The organism is Tahibacter aquaticus (genome assembly GCF_004363655.1).
GTDB classification, from domain to species: Bacteria; Pseudomonadota; Gammaproteobacteria; order Xanthomonadales; family Rhodanobacteraceae; genus Tahibacter; species Tahibacter aquaticus.
This window is the reverse complement of record NZ_SNZH01000025.1, coordinates 39,368-57,857: the sequence shown is the minus strand read 5'-3', so window position 1 is coordinate 57,857 and position 18,490 is coordinate 39,368. Positions and strand designations below refer to the sequence as shown.

Genomic DNA, 18,490 nt, shown 5'->3' with positions numbered 1-18,490 from the left:
ACGAATTGCAGCGCGCGGCGTTCGGGCGGGCTCGCCCCATGAATTACCGCGGCGGCGCAAATCGCTGTGCGCATCGCGCCCTGCGAACTTACGGCAGCGCTTCCAGATGGCGGATCAGCAGGCGCAGGCGTTCGCGTCCGTTCCACTCGTCGATGCTGAGCTGGAACGCCGCGCGCAGGTGCCGCGGCGGCGGCGCGCCCTGGTAGCCGCCGAACATCACCGCTTCCAGTGGCTCGCGCCGGCTGGCGTGCTGCAGGGTCAGGCGCAGATGGGTCTGGCCCATCAGCTTCCAGTCGACCAGGCGGAATTCGTCGTCGAACAGCGGCTCGGGAAAGGCCTGGCCCCAGGGGCCGGCGAAGCGCAGCTGCCGCGCCAGTTCCAGGTCGTAGTCGCCCGCCGCGAGGCAGCCGTCGGTGTGCAGCACCGGGTCGAGCAGGGCCGGGTCCAGGCGCTGCCGCGCGACCGCGTCGAACTCGGCCGCGAACTCGGCCAGCCGGCCGGCACTCAGGCTCAGCCCCGCCGCCATGGCATGGCCGCCGAAACGCTGCAACAGGCCGGGATTTTTCGCATCGACCTCGGCCAGCGCATCGCGCAGATGGAAACCGGGAATCGAGCGGCCCGAGGCCTTGATCTCCTCGCCGTCCTCGTTGGCCGGCGCACAGGCGATGACCGGCCGGTGCAGGCGTTCCTTCAATTTCGACGCCACCAGGCCGACGATGCCCACATGCCAGTCCGGCTCGAACAGCACCACGCCGACCGGCAAGGTATCGGCACCGTAGCGCGACAAATACTGCGCCACCGTCGCCTCGCCCTGCTCCACCATCTGCGCCTGCAGGTCGCGCCGCTCGGCATTGATGGCCGACAGGGATTCGGCCAGCTGGCGTGCCCGGTTCGGTTCGTCGCAGAGCAGGCATTCGATGCCCAGGCGCATATCGTCCAGGCGTCCGGCCGCATTGATGCGCGGCCCCAGCGCAAAACCCAGGTCGCTGGCGCACAGCGTGCCAGCGCTGCGCTTGCTCGCCTCGATCAGCGCCTGCACACCGGCACAGCCCTGGCCCAGGCGGATGCGGCGCAGGCCAGCCTCGACCAGTACGCGGTTGTTGTAGTCCAGCGGCACCAGGTCGGCGACCGTGCCCAGGGCGACCAGGTCCAGCAGTACCGACAGGTCCGGCTCGGGCCGCGTGGCGAACCAGTCGCCGGCACGCAGGCGCGCACGCAAGGCCAGCAGCACATAGAACATCACGCCGACACCGGCCAGCGCCTTGCTCGGAAAATCGTCGCCGGCCAGGTTCGGATTGACCAGCGCCGCCGCCGCCGGCAGCGAATCGCCGGGCAGGTGGTGATCGGTCACGATGACGGCAATGCCCTGCGCATTCGCCGCCTCCACGCCTGCATGCGCGGCGACGCCGTTGTCGACGGTGAGAATCAGATCGGGCTTGCGCGGCAGCAGGTCGGCGACCAGGGCCGGGCTCAGGCCGTAGCCGTGGGTGAAGCGGTTGGGCACCTGGTAGTCGACATCGCCGGCACCGAGCAGGCGCAGGCCGCGTACCGCGACCGCCGTGCCGGTAGCCCCGTCCGCATCGAAATCGCCGACGACGACGATGCGCTGGCCCTGGCGCAGCGCCTGTTCCAGCAGCTCGCAGGCGCGCTCCATGCCGCCCAGCCGCTGCGGCGCGAGCAGGCGCGCCAGGCGATGCTCGACATCGTTGGCTGCCGCTATGCCGCGCGCCGCGTAGATGCGGCGCAACACCGGATGCATCGCCGCCGGCCAGGTATTGCCTTCCTCGCTGGGCGCGCGGCGCTCGATGCGCCAAACCCTCATGCGCGCAACGCCTGCGGCGGACGCCAGAAACGCCAGCGGTGCGAAAGCTTGTACACAGCGCGTTCGCCGCTGGGCAGCAGCAGGCGCAGTTGGTCGATCTTCTTCGCTGCCAGGGCTTTTTCGACCAGCGGCAGCCACGGCGCGGATAGTTCGGCCAGCCCTTGCGCGTCGTCCAGATCGAGCACGCTATGTCCGCTGAAACCGGCCAATCCATCCGCCTGCGGCAGCAGCACGGCGCACTGGGCCCGTGCCGCCAGCGCGGCCAGGGTCGCATCGCGCGTCAGCACGCGCTGGGCGTCGCTGCGCACCCATTCGGGCAGGCTGCCGGCGCCCCAGAACCACAGGCTGTTGACCGGCAGCTGGCCGCGGGCGACGCGCTGCTGGTTGAGCGGATGGTTGTGCAGCACGATCTGCGCTTCGTTGAGCAGGCTGCGCCAGCGCTTGCCGTCGTTGCCTTCGGGCAGGTGCAAACGCAGATCATCGCCGAGCGCGCGTTCCGGCGGCACGAACGCCGGCAGCTTGGCCCCGGCCGGCGCGCGCAGGTACCAGCGCGACGGCTGCGGTGCATCGATGGGAAAACCGCTGTCGCCGAACAGCGGCTTCAATGGCCGCAGCAGTTCCTGGCAGTCGGCGCTGCTCAGGCCCAGATCGCCGCAGGCCAGCAGGCGCGCCGTCGCCATGTCGGCACGCACATGGGCCGGGTCGGCGCGCAGCCAGGTGCTGCCGGCGGCATCGCCGCAGTCGGCCTCGCGCGTCAGTGCGGCCACCGGCACACTCGTGCCGGCAAATTGGAAAAGTTCACGAATGGCAATTTCACGACCGACCGCAGCGGTCGGACCCGCATCGCCGCGGCTGAGCCAGCGCGCGATCGGACCGGAGGCCAGCGCCGCATCGGCGGCGAGGCGCGGGCGCGGCGGCAAAAGCAGGGTGAGTGTGTTCATGGCCTAGTTGTACACCGAACCGCCAACGCCTAGCGAAACGTGGCCTGGGGCAGGCCGCAGGCGCACCCCACCGCGCCGGTATTTCCGCCGCAAAAAGCCCCTGCCGGAGGAAGCCCGGGGCGCGCCGGAAAACGCCTCCGGCACGGGTTCTTCGTGGGTAAGACACGGGGATGGTGGGGTGCGCCTGCGGCCTACCCCACCCTACGCCGCTCATTCACCTGCGACCCACTCGCGCCCGCCGCCGCTTCAGGTGCGGCTCAATCGTAGCGGACCGCCATAATCTCGTAGCGCTTCAGGCCATTCGGCGCCTGGAACTCGAACGCGTCGCCCTGGCTCTTGCCGATCAGCGCCCGCGCGATCGGCGAGCTGACGGCGATCAGGCGCTGTTTGATGTCGGCCTCGATGTCGCCGACGATCTGATAGGTGACCTTGTCGCCCGAGTCTTCGTCTTCCAGGTCTACCGTGGCACCGAACACGATGCGCGTGCCGGCGCCGAGCTTGGCCACGTCGATGACTTCGGCATAGCTCAGGGTCGCTTCCATTTCCTGGATGCGGCCTTCGACGAAACCCTGCTGCTCGCGCGCGGCATGGTATTCGGCGTTTTCCTTCAGGTCGCCGTGGGCACGCGCCTCGGCAATGGCTTCGATGATGCGCGGACGGTCGACGGTCTTGAGTTTTTCCAGCTCGTCGCGCAGGCGCTCGGCGCCTTTCAGGGTCAGTGGCGGTCGCTTCATGCTTTCAATTCCTTATGCAGCTCCTGCAGGCTGTTGACGCTGCCGTCGCCGCGGAAATCCAGCGAATGCAGCAGCGCGCGGGCGCCGGCAATGGTAGTCGAATAGGTAATGCGCTGCTGCAGGGCTTCGCGCCGGATCGAGAACGAATCGGCGATGGCCTGCTTGCCTTCGGTGGTGTTGACGATGAAGACGATCTCGCCGTTCTTGATCAGGTCCACCACGTGCGGCCGGCCTTCGATCACCTTGTTGACCCGCTCGCAATCCACGCCCTGCTCCTTCAGCCAGTCGCAGGTGCCGCTGGTGGCGACCAGCGAATAGCCGCGGCGCAGCAGATCCTGGGCCACGCCGAGCAGGCGCGGTTTGTCCGGATCGCGCACCGACACGAACACCTTGCCCTTGGGCGGCGGCAGGATGTTCGCCGCCTCGTGCGCCCGGGCGAACGCGGCGCCGAAGCTGCGGCCGACGCCCATCACCTCGCCAGTGGACCGCATCTCGGGGCCGAGAATCGGATCGACGTTCTGGAATTTCAGGAACGGGAAGATCGCCTCTTTCACCGAGTAATACTGCGGAATCACTTCCCGCGTCGCGTTCTGCGCAATCAGGCTCTGGCCGACCATGCAGCGCGCGGCGATCTTGGCCAGCGGCACGCCAGTGGCCTTGGACACGAACGGCACCGTGCGCGAGGCACGCGGGTTCACTTCGAGGATGAACACCTTGTCGTCCTGGATGGCGAACTGCGTGTTCATCAGGCCGACCACTTTCAGCTCGCGCGCCATGGCCCGCACCTGCTCGCGCAGCTGGTCCTGGATTTCCGCGGTGAGCGAGTACGGCGGCAGCGAGCAGGACGAATCGCCCGAATGCACGCCGGCTTCCTCGATGTGTTCCATGATGCCGCCGATCAGCACATTGCCGTCCGCATCGGCGACCACATCGACGTCGACTTCGACGGCGTTGTCGAGGAAGCGGTCCAGCAGCACCGGCGAATCGTTGGAAACGCGCACGGCCTCGGTGATGTAGCGCTTCAGGTCGGCATCGGAATGCACCACTTCCATGGCACGTCCGCCCAGCACGTAGCTCGGCCGCACCACCATCGGATAGCCGATCTCCCGCGCCAGTGCCATCGCCTCGTCGGCGGTGCGCGCGGTGCGGTTGGGCGGCTGCGCCAGGCGCAGCTTTTCCACCATCTGCTGGAAGCGCTCGCGGTCTTCGGCCAGGTCGATCGAGTCGGGGCTGGTGCCGATCACCGGCGCACCGTTGGCTTCCAGTGCGCGCGCCAGCTTCAGCGGCGTCTGCCCGCCGTACTGCACGATGACGCCCTTGGGCTTTTCCTTGTCGATGATTTCGAGCACGTCTTCCAGCGTGAGCGGCTCGAAATACAGGCGATCGGAGGTGTCGTAGTCGGTGGAGACGGTCTCCGGATTGCAGTTGACCATGATGGTCTCGTAACCGTCTTCGCGCAGGGCCAGCGCCGCATGCACGCAGCAATAGTCGAACTCGATGCCCTGGCCGATGCGGTTGGGGCCGCCGCCGAGCACCATGATCTTGTCGCGCGTGCTGGGCAGCGCCTCGCATTCCTGTTCATAGGTGGAATACAGGTAGGCGGTAGAGGTGGAGAATTCCGCCGCGCAGGAATCCACGCGCTTGTACACCGGCCGCACGTTGAAGGCACGGCGCAGCGTGCGCACGGCGTTCTCGTCGGTGCCGAGCAGGCCGGCCAGGCGCGAATCGGAAAAGCCCTTGCGCTTGAGCTTGAGCAGGCGCGCCGCGTCGATCACGGCCAGGCCGCGCGCCTTCACTTCCGCTTCGGTCTTGATCAGGTCTTCGATCTGCGCCAGGAACCAGCGGTCGATGCGCGTCAGCACATAGATTTCTTCCAGGCTCAGGCCAGCGCGGAAACCGTCGGCGACGAAGAACACGCGCTCCGGGCCCGGTTCCTTCAGTTCGCGCTTGAGCGTGGCGACGCCATCGACGCTGGCAATGTCGACGCGCGTCGGCGTGAGGCCGTCCTTGCCGGTTTCCAGGCCACGCAGGGCTTTCTGCAGCGATTCCTGGAAGGTGCGGCCGATCGCCATGACTTCGCCGACCGACTTCATCTGCGTGGTCAGGCGCGCATCGGCGGCGGGGAATTTCTCGAAGGCGAAGCGCGGGATCTTGGTGACGACGTAGTCGATCGACGGTTCGAACGAGGCCGGCGTGAGGCCACCGGTGATCTCGTTGCGCAGCTCGTCCAGCGTATAGCCGACGGCGAGCTTGGCGGCGACCTTGGCAATCGGGAAACCCGTCGCCTTGGACGCCAGTGCCGAGGAACGCGACACGCGCGGATTCATCTCGATCACGACGACGCGGCCGTCTTCGGAATTCACGCCGAACTGCACGTTCGAGCCGCCGGTATCCACGCCGATCTTGCGCAGCACGGCGATGGAGGCATCGCGCAGGCGCTGGTATTCCTTGTCGGTCAGGGTCTGTGCCGGCGCGACGGTGATGGAATCGCCGGTATGCACGCCCATCGGATCGAGGTTTTCGATCGAGCAGACGATGATGCAGTTGTCCGCGGTATCGCGGACCACTTCCATCTCGAACTCTTTCCAGCCCAGCACCGATTCCTCGACCAGCACTTCGCCCACTGGCGACAGCTCCAGGCCGCGGCTGACGATGTCGACGAATTCCTCGCGGTTGTAGGCAATGCCACCGCCGGAACCGCCCAGCGTGAACGACGGCCGGATGATGGTGGGAAAGCCGACCTTGGTCTGCGCATCCAGCGCCTGGTCCAGCGTGCGCGCGATTTCCGCGCGCGGGCAATCCAGGCCGATGTCCTTCATGGCGTGGCGGAACAGCTCGCGGTCTTCGGCCATGCGGATGGCTTCGCGCGAGGCGCCGATCAGTTCCACCTTGTACTTTTCCAGAATGCCGCGGTCGGCCAGGTCCAGGGCGCAGTTCAGCGCGGTCTGTCCGCCCATGGTCGGCAGCAGCGCGTCGGGCTTTTCCTTGGCGATGATGCGCTCGACCGTGGCCGCGTTGATCGGCTCGATGTACACCGCGTCGGCGGTTTCCGGATCGGTCATGATCGTGGCCGGGTTGGAATTCACCAGCACCACGCGGAACCCTTCCTGCTTCAGCGCCTTGCAGGCCTGGGCACCGGAATAATCGAACTCGCAGGCCTGGCCGATGACGATGGGGCCGGCACCGATGATCAGGATGGTCTTTAGATCAGTTCTTTTTGGCACTGTCGCCTCCGGGCGTAGTGTCGGATTCGCTCGCGACTTCGATGTCGCGCACCGAGCTGGAAGGAATATCGAGTTCTACCCCGCCGTCGCGGGAGTCGAGCTTCAGGCGCAGGGCGGTGCGCGTATAGCGCACCAGGGTGCCGGACCGGCGCGAGCCCAGGGTCGTGCGTACCACGATCTCCTCGCCGACGTGGCCGCCGAGCTGCTCGTAGCTGACCACTTCGACCACGCGCACGCGGCCCTGCGCCGCGGCGGCGGCGCTGGCCGCCAGCATCAGGCTCAGGCCGGCCAGCACCGCGCGGCGGCGCCATTGCAGAAACAGGCTCATGATCCTGCCCTTCAGGCTGCCGCGCGCTGGCGCGACTGCATCATCTGGATAAAGGGATCGAACAGGCCGGCCACGTCCTGCGGGCCGGGGCTGGCTTCCGGATGGCCCTGGAAACTGTAGGCCGGCGCATCCGTCAGGGCGATGCCCTGCAGCGAGCCGTCGAACAGCGAGCGGTGCGTCGCCTTGACGTTGGCCGGCAGCGTGGCCTCGTCGACGGCAAAGCCGTGGTTCTGGCTGGAAATCATCACGCGGCCGCTGGCGATGTCGATGACCGGGTGATTCGCACCGTGGTGGCCGAACTTCATCTTCAGCGTGCTGGCGCCCGTGGCCAGGCCGAGCAGCTGGTGGCCGAGGCAGATGCCGAACAGCGGCAGGCGCGCGGCGACGAACTGTTTGATCGCCGCGATGGCGTAGTCGCAGGGCTCCGGATCGCCGGGGCCGTTGGACAGGAACACGCCGTCGGGCTTGAGCGCGAACACGTCCTGGGCGCTGGTCTGCGCCGGCACCACGGTGATGTCGCAACCGCGGTCGGCGAGCATGCGCAGAATGTTGTGCTTGATGCCGAAGTCGTAGGCGACGACGCGGAACGTGCCCGGCGTGCGCTTGAATTCGGTGCGGTCCAGGTCGTAGCTGCCGTCGTTCCAGGCATAGCTCGCCGTGGTGCTGACGACCTTGGCCAGGTCCATGCCCTTCAGGCCCGGAAAGGCCCGCGCCGCGGCCAGGGCCGCGTCCGCATCGATGGCCGCGCCGGTGACGATGGCGCCGTTCTGCGCGCCCTTGTCGCGCAGGATGCGCGTCAGGCGGCGCGTATCGATGTCGCTGATCGCCACGATGTTATTGCGGCGCAGATAGTCCTGCAGGGTTTCGGTGGAACGCCAGTTGCTCGCCAGCAGCGGCAGGTCGCGGATGATCAGGCCGGCGGCGCAGACCGCATCGGACTCCACATCGACCGGGTTGCAGCCGGTATTGCCGATATGCGGATAGGTCAGCGTGACGATCTGACGCGAATACGAAGGGTCGGTCAGGATTTCCTGATAGCCGGTCAGTGCGGTGTTGAACACCACTTCGCCGGTCGTCGTGCCTTCGACGCCAATGCCTGTGCCGTGGAACAGGCTGCCGTCGGCGAGGGCAAGGAGTGCTGGCAGTGTCATGCGGTCGCCTTATGGGTAGTGGCCCGGCACCTGGCCGTATATCAGGTGCGCGAAAACCCGCGGGCTGGCTCTACCAGTCCGTGGATTCGGGCAGAAAGGGAATCGAGGCGAGGCGCGATTTTAGGGGCCGGCGGCGCGGGTGTCCACCGTTGCGAGGTCGACCAAGGTCGCGCCAATGGCATAAGACCTGCCGGCGGCGCCGCTTTCGCGGCCATCGCCGCGGCATGGCCGTCTCACTCGCCGAGCACGTCGTCCATGCCGTAGCGCCCCGGCTGCGCCCGGGCCAGCCGGCGCGCCGCCCGCAGCGCGCCGCGCGCAAACAGATCGCGACTGGCGGCACGGTGCGTCAACTCCAGGCGTTCGTCATCGCTGGCGAACAGCACCGTGTGATCGCCGATCACATCGCCGCCGCGCAGCGCATGAAAACCAATCTGCCCCGCCGGCCGCGCGCCGGTCAGCCCGCTGCGCCCGTGTACGGCGACCTCAGCCAGCCCAACGCCACGGCCTTGCGCCACCGCTTCGCCCAGGCTCAAGGCCGTGCCCGAGGGCGCATCGCGCTTGCGCCGGTGATGCATCTCGACGATCTCGCAATCCCAGTCCGGCAACACCTTCGCCGCCATGCGCGCAAAACGCTGCATCAGCGCGACGCCGAGGCTGAAATTCGAGGCCCACAGCACCGGAATCTGTTCGGCCGCCCGGTCCAGTGCCACGTGCTGCGCCGCGTCCAGGCCGGTCGTGCCGCTGACCAGCGCGGCACGGTGCTGCAGCGCCAGCGCCAGCGCCGCATCGAAACCCTGCACGCCGCTGAAATCGATCACGACCTCCAGCAGCGTGCCGGCCGGCGGCGCGATGACGAATTCGCCCTCGCCCGCAGCGCCTGCCGACAGCGGCGGCAACGGCGGCAACGGCGTCCCCGCCAGCCCCGAACCGGCCCGCACCAGCGCGGCCGCGATGCACACGTCGGCACAGTCCTGCGCCGCGCGCAGCACGGCCTGGCCCATGCGGCCACCCGCGCCGTAGACGGCGAGGCGGATCGGGGCGGCGTCGGTGGTCATGGCATCGGAAGCCCGCAGCGGAAAACGCCCATTCTCGACCGCGCCCGGGGTTGGCACAACGGGATAAGCGCCGGGGCACGTCCCTGCCGACGCCGCGATCGGCAGCGCTCGCGCAGGCAGCGCAATCCGGCTGCCGCCGGCAGGGGCACCGCCGTCGCCAGGGCTCCCCTCGCCCACCGCCGCCGCCGCGGCGCCCGGCGGGGCTGCGCCGGAGCACGGGCCGGCCGGCGCCGTTTCGCTACCCCGAACAGTGGTTTTGCGACCACCCCAGGGCGCCTGACTACCGGCTGCTGACCGGGTCGGAAGGACTTTCTACCGGGTCGTTGCGACTTTTTTGTCCAACCGAAGCGGTTTCCACTACCCCGGAAGGACTCTCGACGGGGTCGTTGCGACTTTTTTGTCCAACGGAAGCGGTTTCTACTGCTCCGGAAGGACTTTCGACTGGGTGGTTGCGACTTTTTTGTTCAACCGAAGCGGTTTCTACTGCTCCGGAAAGACGTTCGACCGGGTGGTTGCAACTTTTTTGTTCAACGGAGGCGGTTTCTACTGCTCCGCAGCGGCATTCGACCGGGTCGCCGTGGCGAGAAGCGCGGAACCTGGCGGAATGCGCGTCAGCAGCGCCCCGCCAACGGAGGTATCTGGGGCTGTCTGACTTTTTGTGTTCGACCAACGCCGGAGCGGCGCAACGCCGCCCCGGCAGCGGAGGGGGCTTACGGCCCCGGGTGGAAACTGGCTTCCATCAACCCGCGCACGTCGCGCGAGAGAATCGCCACGGCGTCGAGAATGCCGCCGTGCGAGCGCGCACCGGGCGAATCCAGCTGCGCCGATGCGATGGTTTCGCTGAGTTCCTGGATGGCCGCAATGCGGACCAGCATTTCCTCCTGCAAGGCCTCGCGCTGCGCGCGGGTATCCAACACATAGGCGAACATCACCGGCTCTGCCGTCGCGATATCACGACGCAGCGGATGGAACGAACCGTAGCAAGTCATGGCGCGCGCCTCCCACTCCAGGGACCAACGCGACCGACGCGGACGCAGCAACCGGACGAACGCCCGGCGCCAAAACACACATACCGACTATCCATGGACAACTCCCTTTGCGTGGAGTCGCCACCCGGAACGGCGAAAAAAAAGGGTGGCGAACGGTGTGCGGGTTAGCAGACCGGTCAAGACCGGCGAGCCTTGCGGCTCCCCACACACCGCCGCCAGAAATCGGCAGACGACGGCGCACGAATTCCGGGCATAAAAAAAGCGCCGAAAGAGTGCGACGCGGAGTGCGTCTTGGATCGGGCTGCTAAACCCGGTTGCCGAATGGGCGGCAACGCGCGGATTGTTGTCCTCGGTGCGAGCAGCGTCAAGAGTATGGATTTGTCCCTTTTGCCGAGGCATCGGCCCGGTTCGCAGAATGACGGCCGAACCGGCACACTGTGCTGGCGAGATCGTGCGAATGAACGCAGAGTCGCACTGTCGCACTTCAGCCTTGGCGAGAAGTTGAACATGTCCAAGCACCCGCTCGGCGGGTGCCGGCGTAGCCCCCGGTTGGCCGGCCAAGGAAACAAATCTCGGCAGCACGGCCGACGAGACATCGCGAACAACGCTGCCGGAATACCACAGGGTAGAAATCAATGAATACAACAGACAAACGGATTTTCGACGACTTTCACGACAACCGAATTCATGGGTTTCGACTGATAGACGACGACTTCCGCTCAGAACTCGAATTCGATATTGACCACATCACGCAGTGGCCAACGTGTGTCGATGAAAGCGAAGCCATTTTCGAAGTCGCCAGGGCGACACTTCGTTTTCATCACGTCACCGACACCCATATCGCCCTCCGCGGCGGCACGGGGAACTATGGTTCAACGATGGGGCAAATCTTCATCCTCAGTATCGAAAGGACGCCCGTCGAGACGCCGCTCCGAGTGGCTGAATACTACCTATGGAAAATCATCACCAACGATCGCGAGAGCGTCGTCATCGAGTTCGGCGCTGCGGATTTTTCACTGGAAATCTCCGATACGAAGTTCAAGGTTCCGCGGCAGGACCTGACTTACAGCGAACGATACGGATGCTGACGGGGCTCATTGCACAGCACGAGGTCAGGTTTGATTGGCGCTTGCTGTAAGCGCTTCACCTGCCCATACCGGCTGACAGGTTCCCGAACCAGGGGCCGTGCTTGTATCCGTAGCGTGCAAGGTTTCGGTCGGCGCCTCACCGCGCGTGATTCGATGCGGCCAGGTCTTCGTCCCACGCGTCGCAGGCAGTTGGCGTCACTCGAAACAGCCCCCTTCGCGGACCTCTGTGCGCTTGTGGTCTTTGCGGCCTTCGGCATACTTGCCGCACGCACAGGGGGCGTGACATGACCAAGCGACTGCGGATTCTGCACTACAGCTGATTGAGCGACGACTTTGCCACGGCGTGCTGGCGAAAGCGCAGGGCCGTTTCGTCCTCACCATCAACGACCATCCGCTTATGCGCCGTGTGTTCGGCCGTTTCGATAGCCAGTCAGTAGCGATCAACTACCAGATGGCGGGACGCGGGAAAATTAAGCCTGCCAAGGAGTTGATCTTTATGACTCGGCTTGCAGACGGATAGCACGACCTGATCGGCGCGCCACATGATTTGCACCCTCTGCAGCATACAATCTATCGTATACATGTTCAGGGGAGAAAAATCCAAGGGAGTGACTGATGCGCAACGTTTTTTTGGCCGGGATGCTGGGCCTCGCAGGAATGGTTTGCACGCAAGTAGCGGACGCGACTACAGCGCAATGCGTGAACTGTAACGACTCACAGATGTACAGCACCGCGCGGTCGCTGGGGGCAAGCCCAAGCCCACATACGGTCTGGAATCCTGCCACTGGCTCAGTCCGTAAGTATCGCAACTACTGCGGTTCGCTCAACGGCGTTGGCCCTTCGACTGAGGGGGTTTCAGCGGCGGAGGCGAGACGGCCAGATGCGGCATCTGTGACGGCAGGGTGCAACCTCCAGACAGAAGAACTCTCCGTTGACAGCGAGACGGCTAACGTGGCTTCCGCGTTAAGCCAGATTTGGCTGGGAACTGGCGGGACGATGAAGCAAAGCATTACGGCCAACGTCGGGACAATGTCGTTCCCCGCGTACCTGCCGCGTCAGCCGAGTGCTCATGACTTCCTGTATGACGTGCAGCTGCGCGGCGAAATCCTGCGTCTGGCCAGCACGCCACAGATTTTTCAGATGACAAACAACCCGCTAGCTGGGCCGCTCATCTTCATCCTGGGGCACGTGGACGCCACGATGGGGTTCACGTCCGGCATAGTGCTGACCATTGAAATTGTTTTCTTGGACGGGTCGTCTGTGAAACTGCGTGCGACGCTGAATGAGCAGGCCGCCTATGTCGCCAATAGCGCCGTTGACGGCACCGGCCAGACCCTGCCGGACCCGACGACGAACGCCCCAGGCTACGCTGGCCGGTGGTACTACCCGCCCGGCCATGAAAACAACATGGCCCGCTTTCTGGAGTACATGCGCCAGTTGGGCGTTAACGTGCAGTACGGTGCAACGGGGTCCGGTAGCGGCGTGATCGTTTGCCACTGGAAGCCGGAGAACAACGAGACCATCTGTATGGTGCCTCGCTAGAATCTGATAGCCGGGTAGCGTGTCTCCCTGGGAGGCTGGCCAGAGAGCCAGGACGCTCCGGGGTGAAGCCTGATCTACAGGGCAATTTAAAGGGGGCGGAAGCCCCCTTTTTTGCGCCCTGAGCCGTGATCAAGTTAGCTGGCATTGATCAGGCGAGTTAGTTGGCGCGCTACACCGTTGCGACGCGGAATGGCGTGAGGCCATCGTCCGCCGGCAACAGGCGTATCGCGATTTCCTGCTCGCGGCGAATTTGCCGCATCAGTTGCCGCAGCACAGCCCGCATGGCCTCCTCGGCTACCGCCGCACGCTGGACCTCGGCGCCGGCGCACCGCTACACGTCATCGGTTTCGACAGTGCCTGGCTGGCGACGACAACGTCGCCAGCAAGTTGCGGCTCAGCGATGACCCGATCGGCCGCCTGCTGACCGGTGCCGACAGCAAGGCATTGCCGGGCTGGCGTATCGGCCTGATTCACCATCCCCCGACCGACCTTGCCGACGCACGCGACACCCAGCGCCAGCTGGGCGAGTACGGCCTGGACCTGCTGCTGCACGGCCACCAGCACGACCCGGTGATCGAACACTGGAACGACCCGCAGGCCGGCCTGCACGTTTTCGCCGCCGGCTGTCTCTACGAGCACCAGCGCTATCCCAACGGCCTGCTGGTCGTGGATGTGGACCTGCCCCTGGCACAGCCGCTGCGCCCGCGACAGGTATGGGCGCGGCGCTGGTCGCACCGGGTCGCAGAATGGATCGACGACAACGAGCTGTATCGCGGCACCCGCAACGGCCGCCTGCCGCTTGCCGCCGACGACTCCGCCCCGTTCGCCACCGCGCCAGGCGACCTCGTTGGCCGCGACGCTGAGCTGAGAGCGCTGCGCGCCGCGCTGCTGCCTGGTGCGCAGGCCAGGCGATCCACAGCTCGCCATGGAAACGGCGCAGGTGTTTGCCGAACGGGCGAAACGGCTCGGAAACGATGGCGAGTAGGCTGTTGCCAAAGGCCAGATCGCGGACAACCTGCAGGCACGGGGCGAGCTGAAGGAGGCCTTGCGCCTACGGCGCGAGGAAGAGCTTCCGGTGTTCGAGCGGCTGGGCGATGCGCGGGCGCAGGCGACCACACAGGGCCAGATCGCGGACATCCTGCAGGCGCGGGACGAGCTGGAGGAGGCCTTGCGCATACGGCGCGAGGAACAAATGCCATTTTTCGAGCGGCTGGGCGATGTGCGTTCGCTGCTCATCGGGCGCGCAAAGCTGGCGATGACGCTGGCGAAACGCGGCCACCCCGAGGATCGCCCCGAAATGCTCACGCTATTGCGGCAGGCGTTAGCCGACGCCGAGCGCCTGCATTTGCCGGAGGCGGGGATCATTCGTGGCCAGAATGCGCGAATTTTCGGCGACCGCGACGACAGCACGCCGGCGACCGTAGCAGCCAACGATGTGCCTGGGCCAGCCGCGCCGCTCGCGATCGCCCCCCGGATACTCCACTTGCGTCACGTCAGCTTCGCTCGCTGCTGTCGTTGTCACCGTGTGCCCAAAGCCCGAATCAACGTCCACGCCGATGTGCGCCTTTGTGCCGGAGTACTACTGCTCACTTTTCTTCGTCTGATGCATCTCCGGATCGCGCTCACCCTCGCCCCCGTCGCCGAAGCTCGTCGGGGCCATCGGTTCCGGCCTGACGCTCGGGGGCTAGTCCCAGCACAAAATGAAGGGCTTGTTCAGACCTTCGCTGGTGGCTGTCACTGCCCTCCTCCGTGATCGGCGGCAGCGCATCAACAGCCCGGGCGTGGCCATCGCAACAAGAAGCGTCGACGCAAGCGACATGGAAACTTTCGACGTGACCTGGCCAGGTTGACAACAGCCAGAAGTGGACATTGCCACCTGTTGGTGCCGGAAGGAACGGCCGCGAGGGGAAAGGCCGCTCGATGAGTATCAGATCCCATACTCCGGCAGTTTCATCTCATCGTGGAAGTAGCGCCCCATCAGGATTTTGGGGAATACCGGCAGGCGCATCAGCAGCGTGGCATAGTCGCGAATGCGTACCCCCAGCGCCGTTCTTGGGACAAACGAGGCCACCAGGCTTTCCGCGAGCTTCTGTTTGCGCGCGACGACGGCCTTCAGGTGCGCCTGATACTGGGCGACTGCCGCTTCGCTGTCGCCTTCGTGCCGATGCAATTCGCCGGCAAGCACGTAGGCCTGTGCCAAGGCGAAGCCGGCCCCTTCTCCGGCGATGAGGGAAGGGCAAGCCGCCGCGTCGCCGATCAACGCAACCTTGCCCTTGCCCCAGGCATCCATGCGGATCTGGCTGATACTGTCGAAGTAGATGTCGTCGGCTTGCTCGACTGCCGACAGGATGGCGGCAGATTCCCAACCGATGTCGGCCAGCGCTGCGGTCAACGCTGCCTGGCGCTCTGCGTGGCTGGCGGGAACCCGCCCCTTGAGGTACTCGTCCCGTAGCAGCACGAAGAAAAGCATCCGGTCGTCGCGCATCGGGAAGCGGGCCACATACCGGCCGGGCGCTGTATGCGCCACGTAGGCATTGCCGTTGCGCGGCCGATAGCCAGCGACCTCGAAGGAAGCGACGTGGCATCCCATCGGATACTCGAACGTGGCGTCGGGTCCGAAGACGAGCTGGCGAACGCGCGAGTGCAGGCCGTCAGCGCCAATCACGAGGTCGACCTCCCGAGGCATCGAATGCTCGAACTCGATTCGCACTCGCGTCGCGTCATCGTGAATGGCGGTGATGCTGTCGCCGAACAAGGTTTCCACTCGACCGTCCAATGAAGCGTAGATGGCCGCTGCGATATCGGATCGGGCCAGTGTGGCCATGCGTCCGTTGGCGAGCTTCAGCAGCACGCTGGAGGGGTAGCCGCCACGGGTTCGTCCCGACCGGTCCACCATGCGCAGTTCGTCGGAGTGATGCTGCAATTTCAGCAGCCCTGGCAACAGGCCCATCCGCTCCAGTGCGTCGTAGCCGATGCCCCAGAGGTTGAGCACGAACCCGCCGGTACGCAGTTCGGGGGCACGCTCCACCAGTACCACCTCGTGGCCGCGCTTGCTCAGCCAGTAGGCCAATGCGGTACCAGCAATGCCGGCTCCGTTGATGGCGACCTTCATTGACGCGTTCCCCTGTGCGGTCTGCCAGCAAAACGCGGGCGACGGCTATTTTCGCAGTATCGACATTTGCAGATCGAGAGAAGTGGGTGCAGCGACATCCACTCGGGTCGGCAACGGCGGCAGGATGCGGGATGCGGGATGCGGGATGCGGGATATGTACTCGCCCGCCCTCGATACGCCGCGCAAGAGCAGTGGCATCTCCATGCCGCACGATATCTGGCAACGGGGTGTCGCCAGTATTCCGGGTTGCGCCAGTGCAAGCGCGCTATGCCGGCGCCGCGTTGGGCGTACACCTGCAGAGTGATGACGGCGCGACGCCGCGCACAGCAAAGCGATGCGCGGCGTCGGCAGAGTCAGCAACAAACTACCAATGCACCCCACGCATCAACGCCGCCACCGCAATCTGCTCATTGGTCGGCTGCTCCAGCTCGCCCCGACCCGCCATGCCCTTGGCCGCCGCCGAATCCGGGAACAGGCGGAACGCCGAATTCATGATGATTTCGTAAGCACGCGGCGCCAGCGAATACAGGATGGAGGCGAAGATGCCCAGGCGCGTGGCGATGCGCACGGGGCGCTCGACGATGGCTTCGACGACGAGGTCGGCGGCCTCTTCCGGCGACAGGGTCGGCACGTGGTCGTACATCTTGGTCGGCGCGATCATCGGTGTCTTCACCAGCGGCATGTTGATGGTGGTGAAGTGGATGCCGAGGTCGGAATACTCGGCCTGGGCGCAGCGCGAGAAGGCGTCGAGTGCGGCCTTGGAGGCGACGTAGGCGGAGAAGCGCGGCGCATTGGTCAGCACGCCGATGGACGAGATGTTGACGATATGGCCGCGGCGCCGCTCTGACATGCTCGGCAGGAAGCCCATGATCAGGCGCAGCGCACCGAAGTAGTTCAGCTGCATGGTGCGTTCGAAATCGTGGAAGCGGTCGAAGCTCAGCGCGATGGAGCGGCGGATGGAGCGGCCGGCGTTGTTCACCAGCACGTCGACGCCGCCGTGGTCGGCCACGACTTGTTTGACGAAGGCATCGCAGCTGGCCAGGTCGGACAGGTCGACGATGTAGGTGAAGCAGCTGCCGCCGGCGGCTTCGATTTCTTTCTTGGCCACGGCGAGTTCTTCTTCGCCGCGCGCGCAGATGACGACCTTGGCGCCGGCCGCGGCGATCTTCAGCGCCACGGCCTTGCCGATGCCGGACGAGCCGCCGGTGACAACGACGACGCGGTTCTTCACCTTGCCGCTGAGCGAGTGGTCGATGAACAGGTCCGGGTCGAGGTGACGCTCCCAGTAGTCCCAGATGCGCCAGGCGTAGTCTTCCAGCTTGGGCAGCTTGATCTTGGAACCCTTCAGCGCGCGCTCGGTCTCGCGGCAGTCGAAGCGCGTGGGGTAGTTGATGAATTTCATCACTTCGCGCGGGATGCCGAAGTCGCGCAGGATCACGGTGGTGAGGCGCTTGATCGGCGGCAGGCTGCTCAGCGCGGTGCGGATGCCGCCGGGGATGAAGGCGAACATGCGCGCGTCCAGGCGCATGGTCATCTGCGGTGCGTGGCCGGCGCGGGCGAAGATGTTCAGCACCTCGCCGATGCGGCGCGGTGCGGGGTCGGTCAGGTGGAAGGTGTGGCCGTCGAGCGCGGGCTTGTGCGCGATGTGGTCCATCGCTGCGGCAACCCAGTCCACCGGCACCAGGTTGAGGCGGCCGCCTTCCAGGCCGACGGTCGGCACCCAGGGCGGCAGGGCCTGGCGCAGTTTCTTGATCAGGCGGAAGAAGTAGTACGGCCCGTCGATCTTGTCCATCTCGCCGCTGGTGGAGTTGCCGATCACGATGCCGGGGCGATAGACGCGCCAGGGACGCGGGTATTCGTTGCGCACCAGGCCTTCCGAATCGTGCTTGGTACGGAAGTACGGGTTATCCAGCTCTTCGGCTTCATCGAACATGTCTTCGCGGAACACGCCGGGGTAGAGGCCGGCCGCGGCGATCGAACTGGTGTGGTGGAATACGCCGGCCTTGACCGCTTCGCCCAGCTGCATGGCATGGCGCGTGCCATCCATGTTGGCTACATGTTGCGATTCTGCATCGGCGGAAAGGTCGTACAAGGCGGCAAGGTGGAAAAAATGCTGCACCTTGCCGGTGAGGGTCTTGAGCATCGCGGGGGCTACGCCGAGTTTCGGCTTGGCCAGGTCGCCGGTCACGGCGATCAGTCGCTTGTCGTCAGCACCCAGGCTTTCCCTGAGCTGTTCGAACTTGTCGCTGGAGCCCTTGCGTACCAGGCAGTAGATAGTGCCTTTGCGCTTGAGCAGATTGGCGACGAGATGACGACCGATGAAGCCGGTGGCACCGGTGACGAAATAAGTCATTCGTATCCCCTTGCGATGTCGCGCCAGTGAATCTGGCGTGCCCGGGCGACGGAGCCGCCCTCTCCTTCCGAAGCATAAGATAGTCCCGCCGCGGGGCGGTTTCCAAGCGGCTTTCAAACGCCTGATTGATCGCGTTGACCGTCCTGATGAC

Annotated in this window: 14 protein-coding genes and 1 pseudogene; 2 read left to right on the top strand and 13 right to left on the bottom strand. The window is 65.6% G+C overall.

Annotated features, from left to right (window positions below; all coding sequences use genetic code 11):
• Positions 1–88: 88 nt before the first annotated feature.
• The 8 genes from recJ to DFR29_RS27060 form a co-directional block, all read right to left on the bottom strand.
• On the bottom strand, positions 89–1,822 hold the full coding sequence (gene recJ / locus DFR29_RS27095) for a single-stranded-DNA-specific exonuclease RecJ (RefSeq protein ID WP_133821772.1): 1,734 nt from the start codon (positions 1,820–1,822) through the stop codon (positions 89–91).
• Positions 1,819–2,763 carry a phosphoglycerate mutase gene (locus DFR29_RS27090; RefSeq protein WP_133821771.1) on the bottom strand — a complete coding sequence of 315 codons (945 nt, stop codon included), beginning with the start codon at positions 2,761–2,763 and terminating at the stop codon, positions 1,819–1,821. Before DFR29_RS27090 ends, recJ begins: the two co-directional genes overlap by 4 nt.
• A gap of 257 nt (positions 2,764–3,020) precedes the next feature.
• The gene (gene greA / locus DFR29_RS27085; RefSeq protein WP_133821770.1) at positions 3,021–3,497 is read right to left on the bottom strand and encodes a transcription elongation factor GreA; all 477 of its coding nucleotides are present in this window, start codon (positions 3,495–3,497) and stop codon (positions 3,021–3,023) included.
• On the bottom strand, positions 3,494–6,721 hold the full coding sequence (carB, locus tag DFR29_RS27080) for a carbamoyl-phosphate synthase large subunit (protein ID WP_133821769.1): 3,228 nt from the start codon (positions 6,719–6,721) through the stop codon (positions 3,494–3,496). The genes greA and carB overlap by 4 nt, the downstream gene beginning before the upstream one ends.
• Positions 6,705–7,049, bottom strand: coding sequence for a hypothetical protein (locus tag DFR29_RS27075; RefSeq protein WP_133821768.1), 345 nt, complete (start codon positions 7,047–7,049; stop codon positions 6,705–6,707). The genes carB and DFR29_RS27075 overlap by 17 nt, the downstream gene beginning before the upstream one ends.
• Before the next feature lie 11 nt (positions 7,050–7,060).
• Entirely contained in the window at positions 7,061–8,200 is a 1,140-nt protein-coding gene (carA, locus tag DFR29_RS27070) for a glutamine-hydrolyzing carbamoyl-phosphate synthase small subunit (protein ID WP_133821767.1), read from the bottom strand.
• A gap of 233 nt (positions 8,201–8,433) precedes the next feature.
• On the bottom strand, positions 8,434–9,255 hold the full coding sequence (dapB, locus tag DFR29_RS27065) for a 4-hydroxy-tetrahydrodipicolinate reductase (RefSeq protein WP_133821766.1): 822 nt from the start codon (positions 9,253–9,255) through the stop codon (positions 8,434–8,436).
• Between the two features lie 710 nt (positions 9,256–9,965).
• On the bottom strand, positions 9,966–10,244 hold the full coding sequence (locus DFR29_RS27060) for a hypothetical protein (RefSeq protein ID WP_133821765.1): 279 nt from the start codon (positions 10,242–10,244) through the stop codon (positions 9,966–9,968).
• Positions 10,245–10,879: 635 nt separating this feature from the next.
• Here DFR29_RS27060 and DFR29_RS27055 point away from each other — a divergent pair.
• Together DFR29_RS27055 and DFR29_RS27050 are read left to right on the top strand one after the other, a co-directional pair.
• Positions 10,880–11,332: a hypothetical protein gene (locus DFR29_RS27055; RefSeq protein ID WP_133821764.1), complete on the top strand. Its 453-nt coding sequence runs from the start codon at positions 10,880–10,882 to the stop codon at positions 11,330–11,332.
• Between the two features lie 996 nt (positions 11,333–12,328).
• Positions 12,329–12,874 carry a hypothetical protein gene (locus DFR29_RS27050; RefSeq protein WP_133821763.1) on the top strand — a complete coding sequence of 182 codons (546 nt, stop codon included), beginning with the start codon at positions 12,329–12,331 and terminating at the stop codon, positions 12,872–12,874.
• Between the two features lie 294 nt (positions 12,875–13,168).
• Here the strand turns inward: DFR29_RS27050 and DFR29_RS27045 are convergent, their stop codons facing one another.
• The 5 genes and pseudogenes from DFR29_RS27045 to DFR29_RS27025 form a co-directional block, all read right to left on the bottom strand.
• Entirely contained in the window at positions 13,169–13,870 is a 702-nt protein-coding gene (locus DFR29_RS27045; protein WP_133821762.1) for a hypothetical protein, read from the bottom strand.
• 55 nt (positions 13,871–13,925) lie between these two features.
• The gene (locus tag DFR29_RS27040; protein ID WP_133821761.1) at positions 13,926–14,153 is read right to left on the bottom strand and encodes a hypothetical protein; all 228 of its coding nucleotides are present in this window, start codon (positions 14,151–14,153) and stop codon (positions 13,926–13,928) included.
• Between the two features lie 198 nt (positions 14,154–14,351).
• Positions 14,352–14,504, bottom strand: a pseudogene (locus tag DFR29_RS27035) (IS5/IS1182 family transposase); the annotation flags it as partial.
• A 297-nt stretch (positions 14,505–14,801) separates the two neighbouring features.
• Positions 14,802–15,986, bottom strand: a complete 1,185-nt coding sequence (locus DFR29_RS27030; protein WP_133821760.1) for an FAD-binding domain — start codon at positions 15,984–15,986, stop codon at positions 14,802–14,804.
• Positions 15,987–16,350: 364 nt separating this feature from the next.
• Positions 16,351–18,339: an SDR family oxidoreductase gene (locus DFR29_RS27025; RefSeq protein ID WP_133821759.1), complete on the bottom strand. Its 1,989-nt coding sequence runs from the start codon at positions 18,337–18,339 to the stop codon at positions 16,351–16,353.
• Positions 18,340–18,490: the final 151 nt, after the last annotated feature.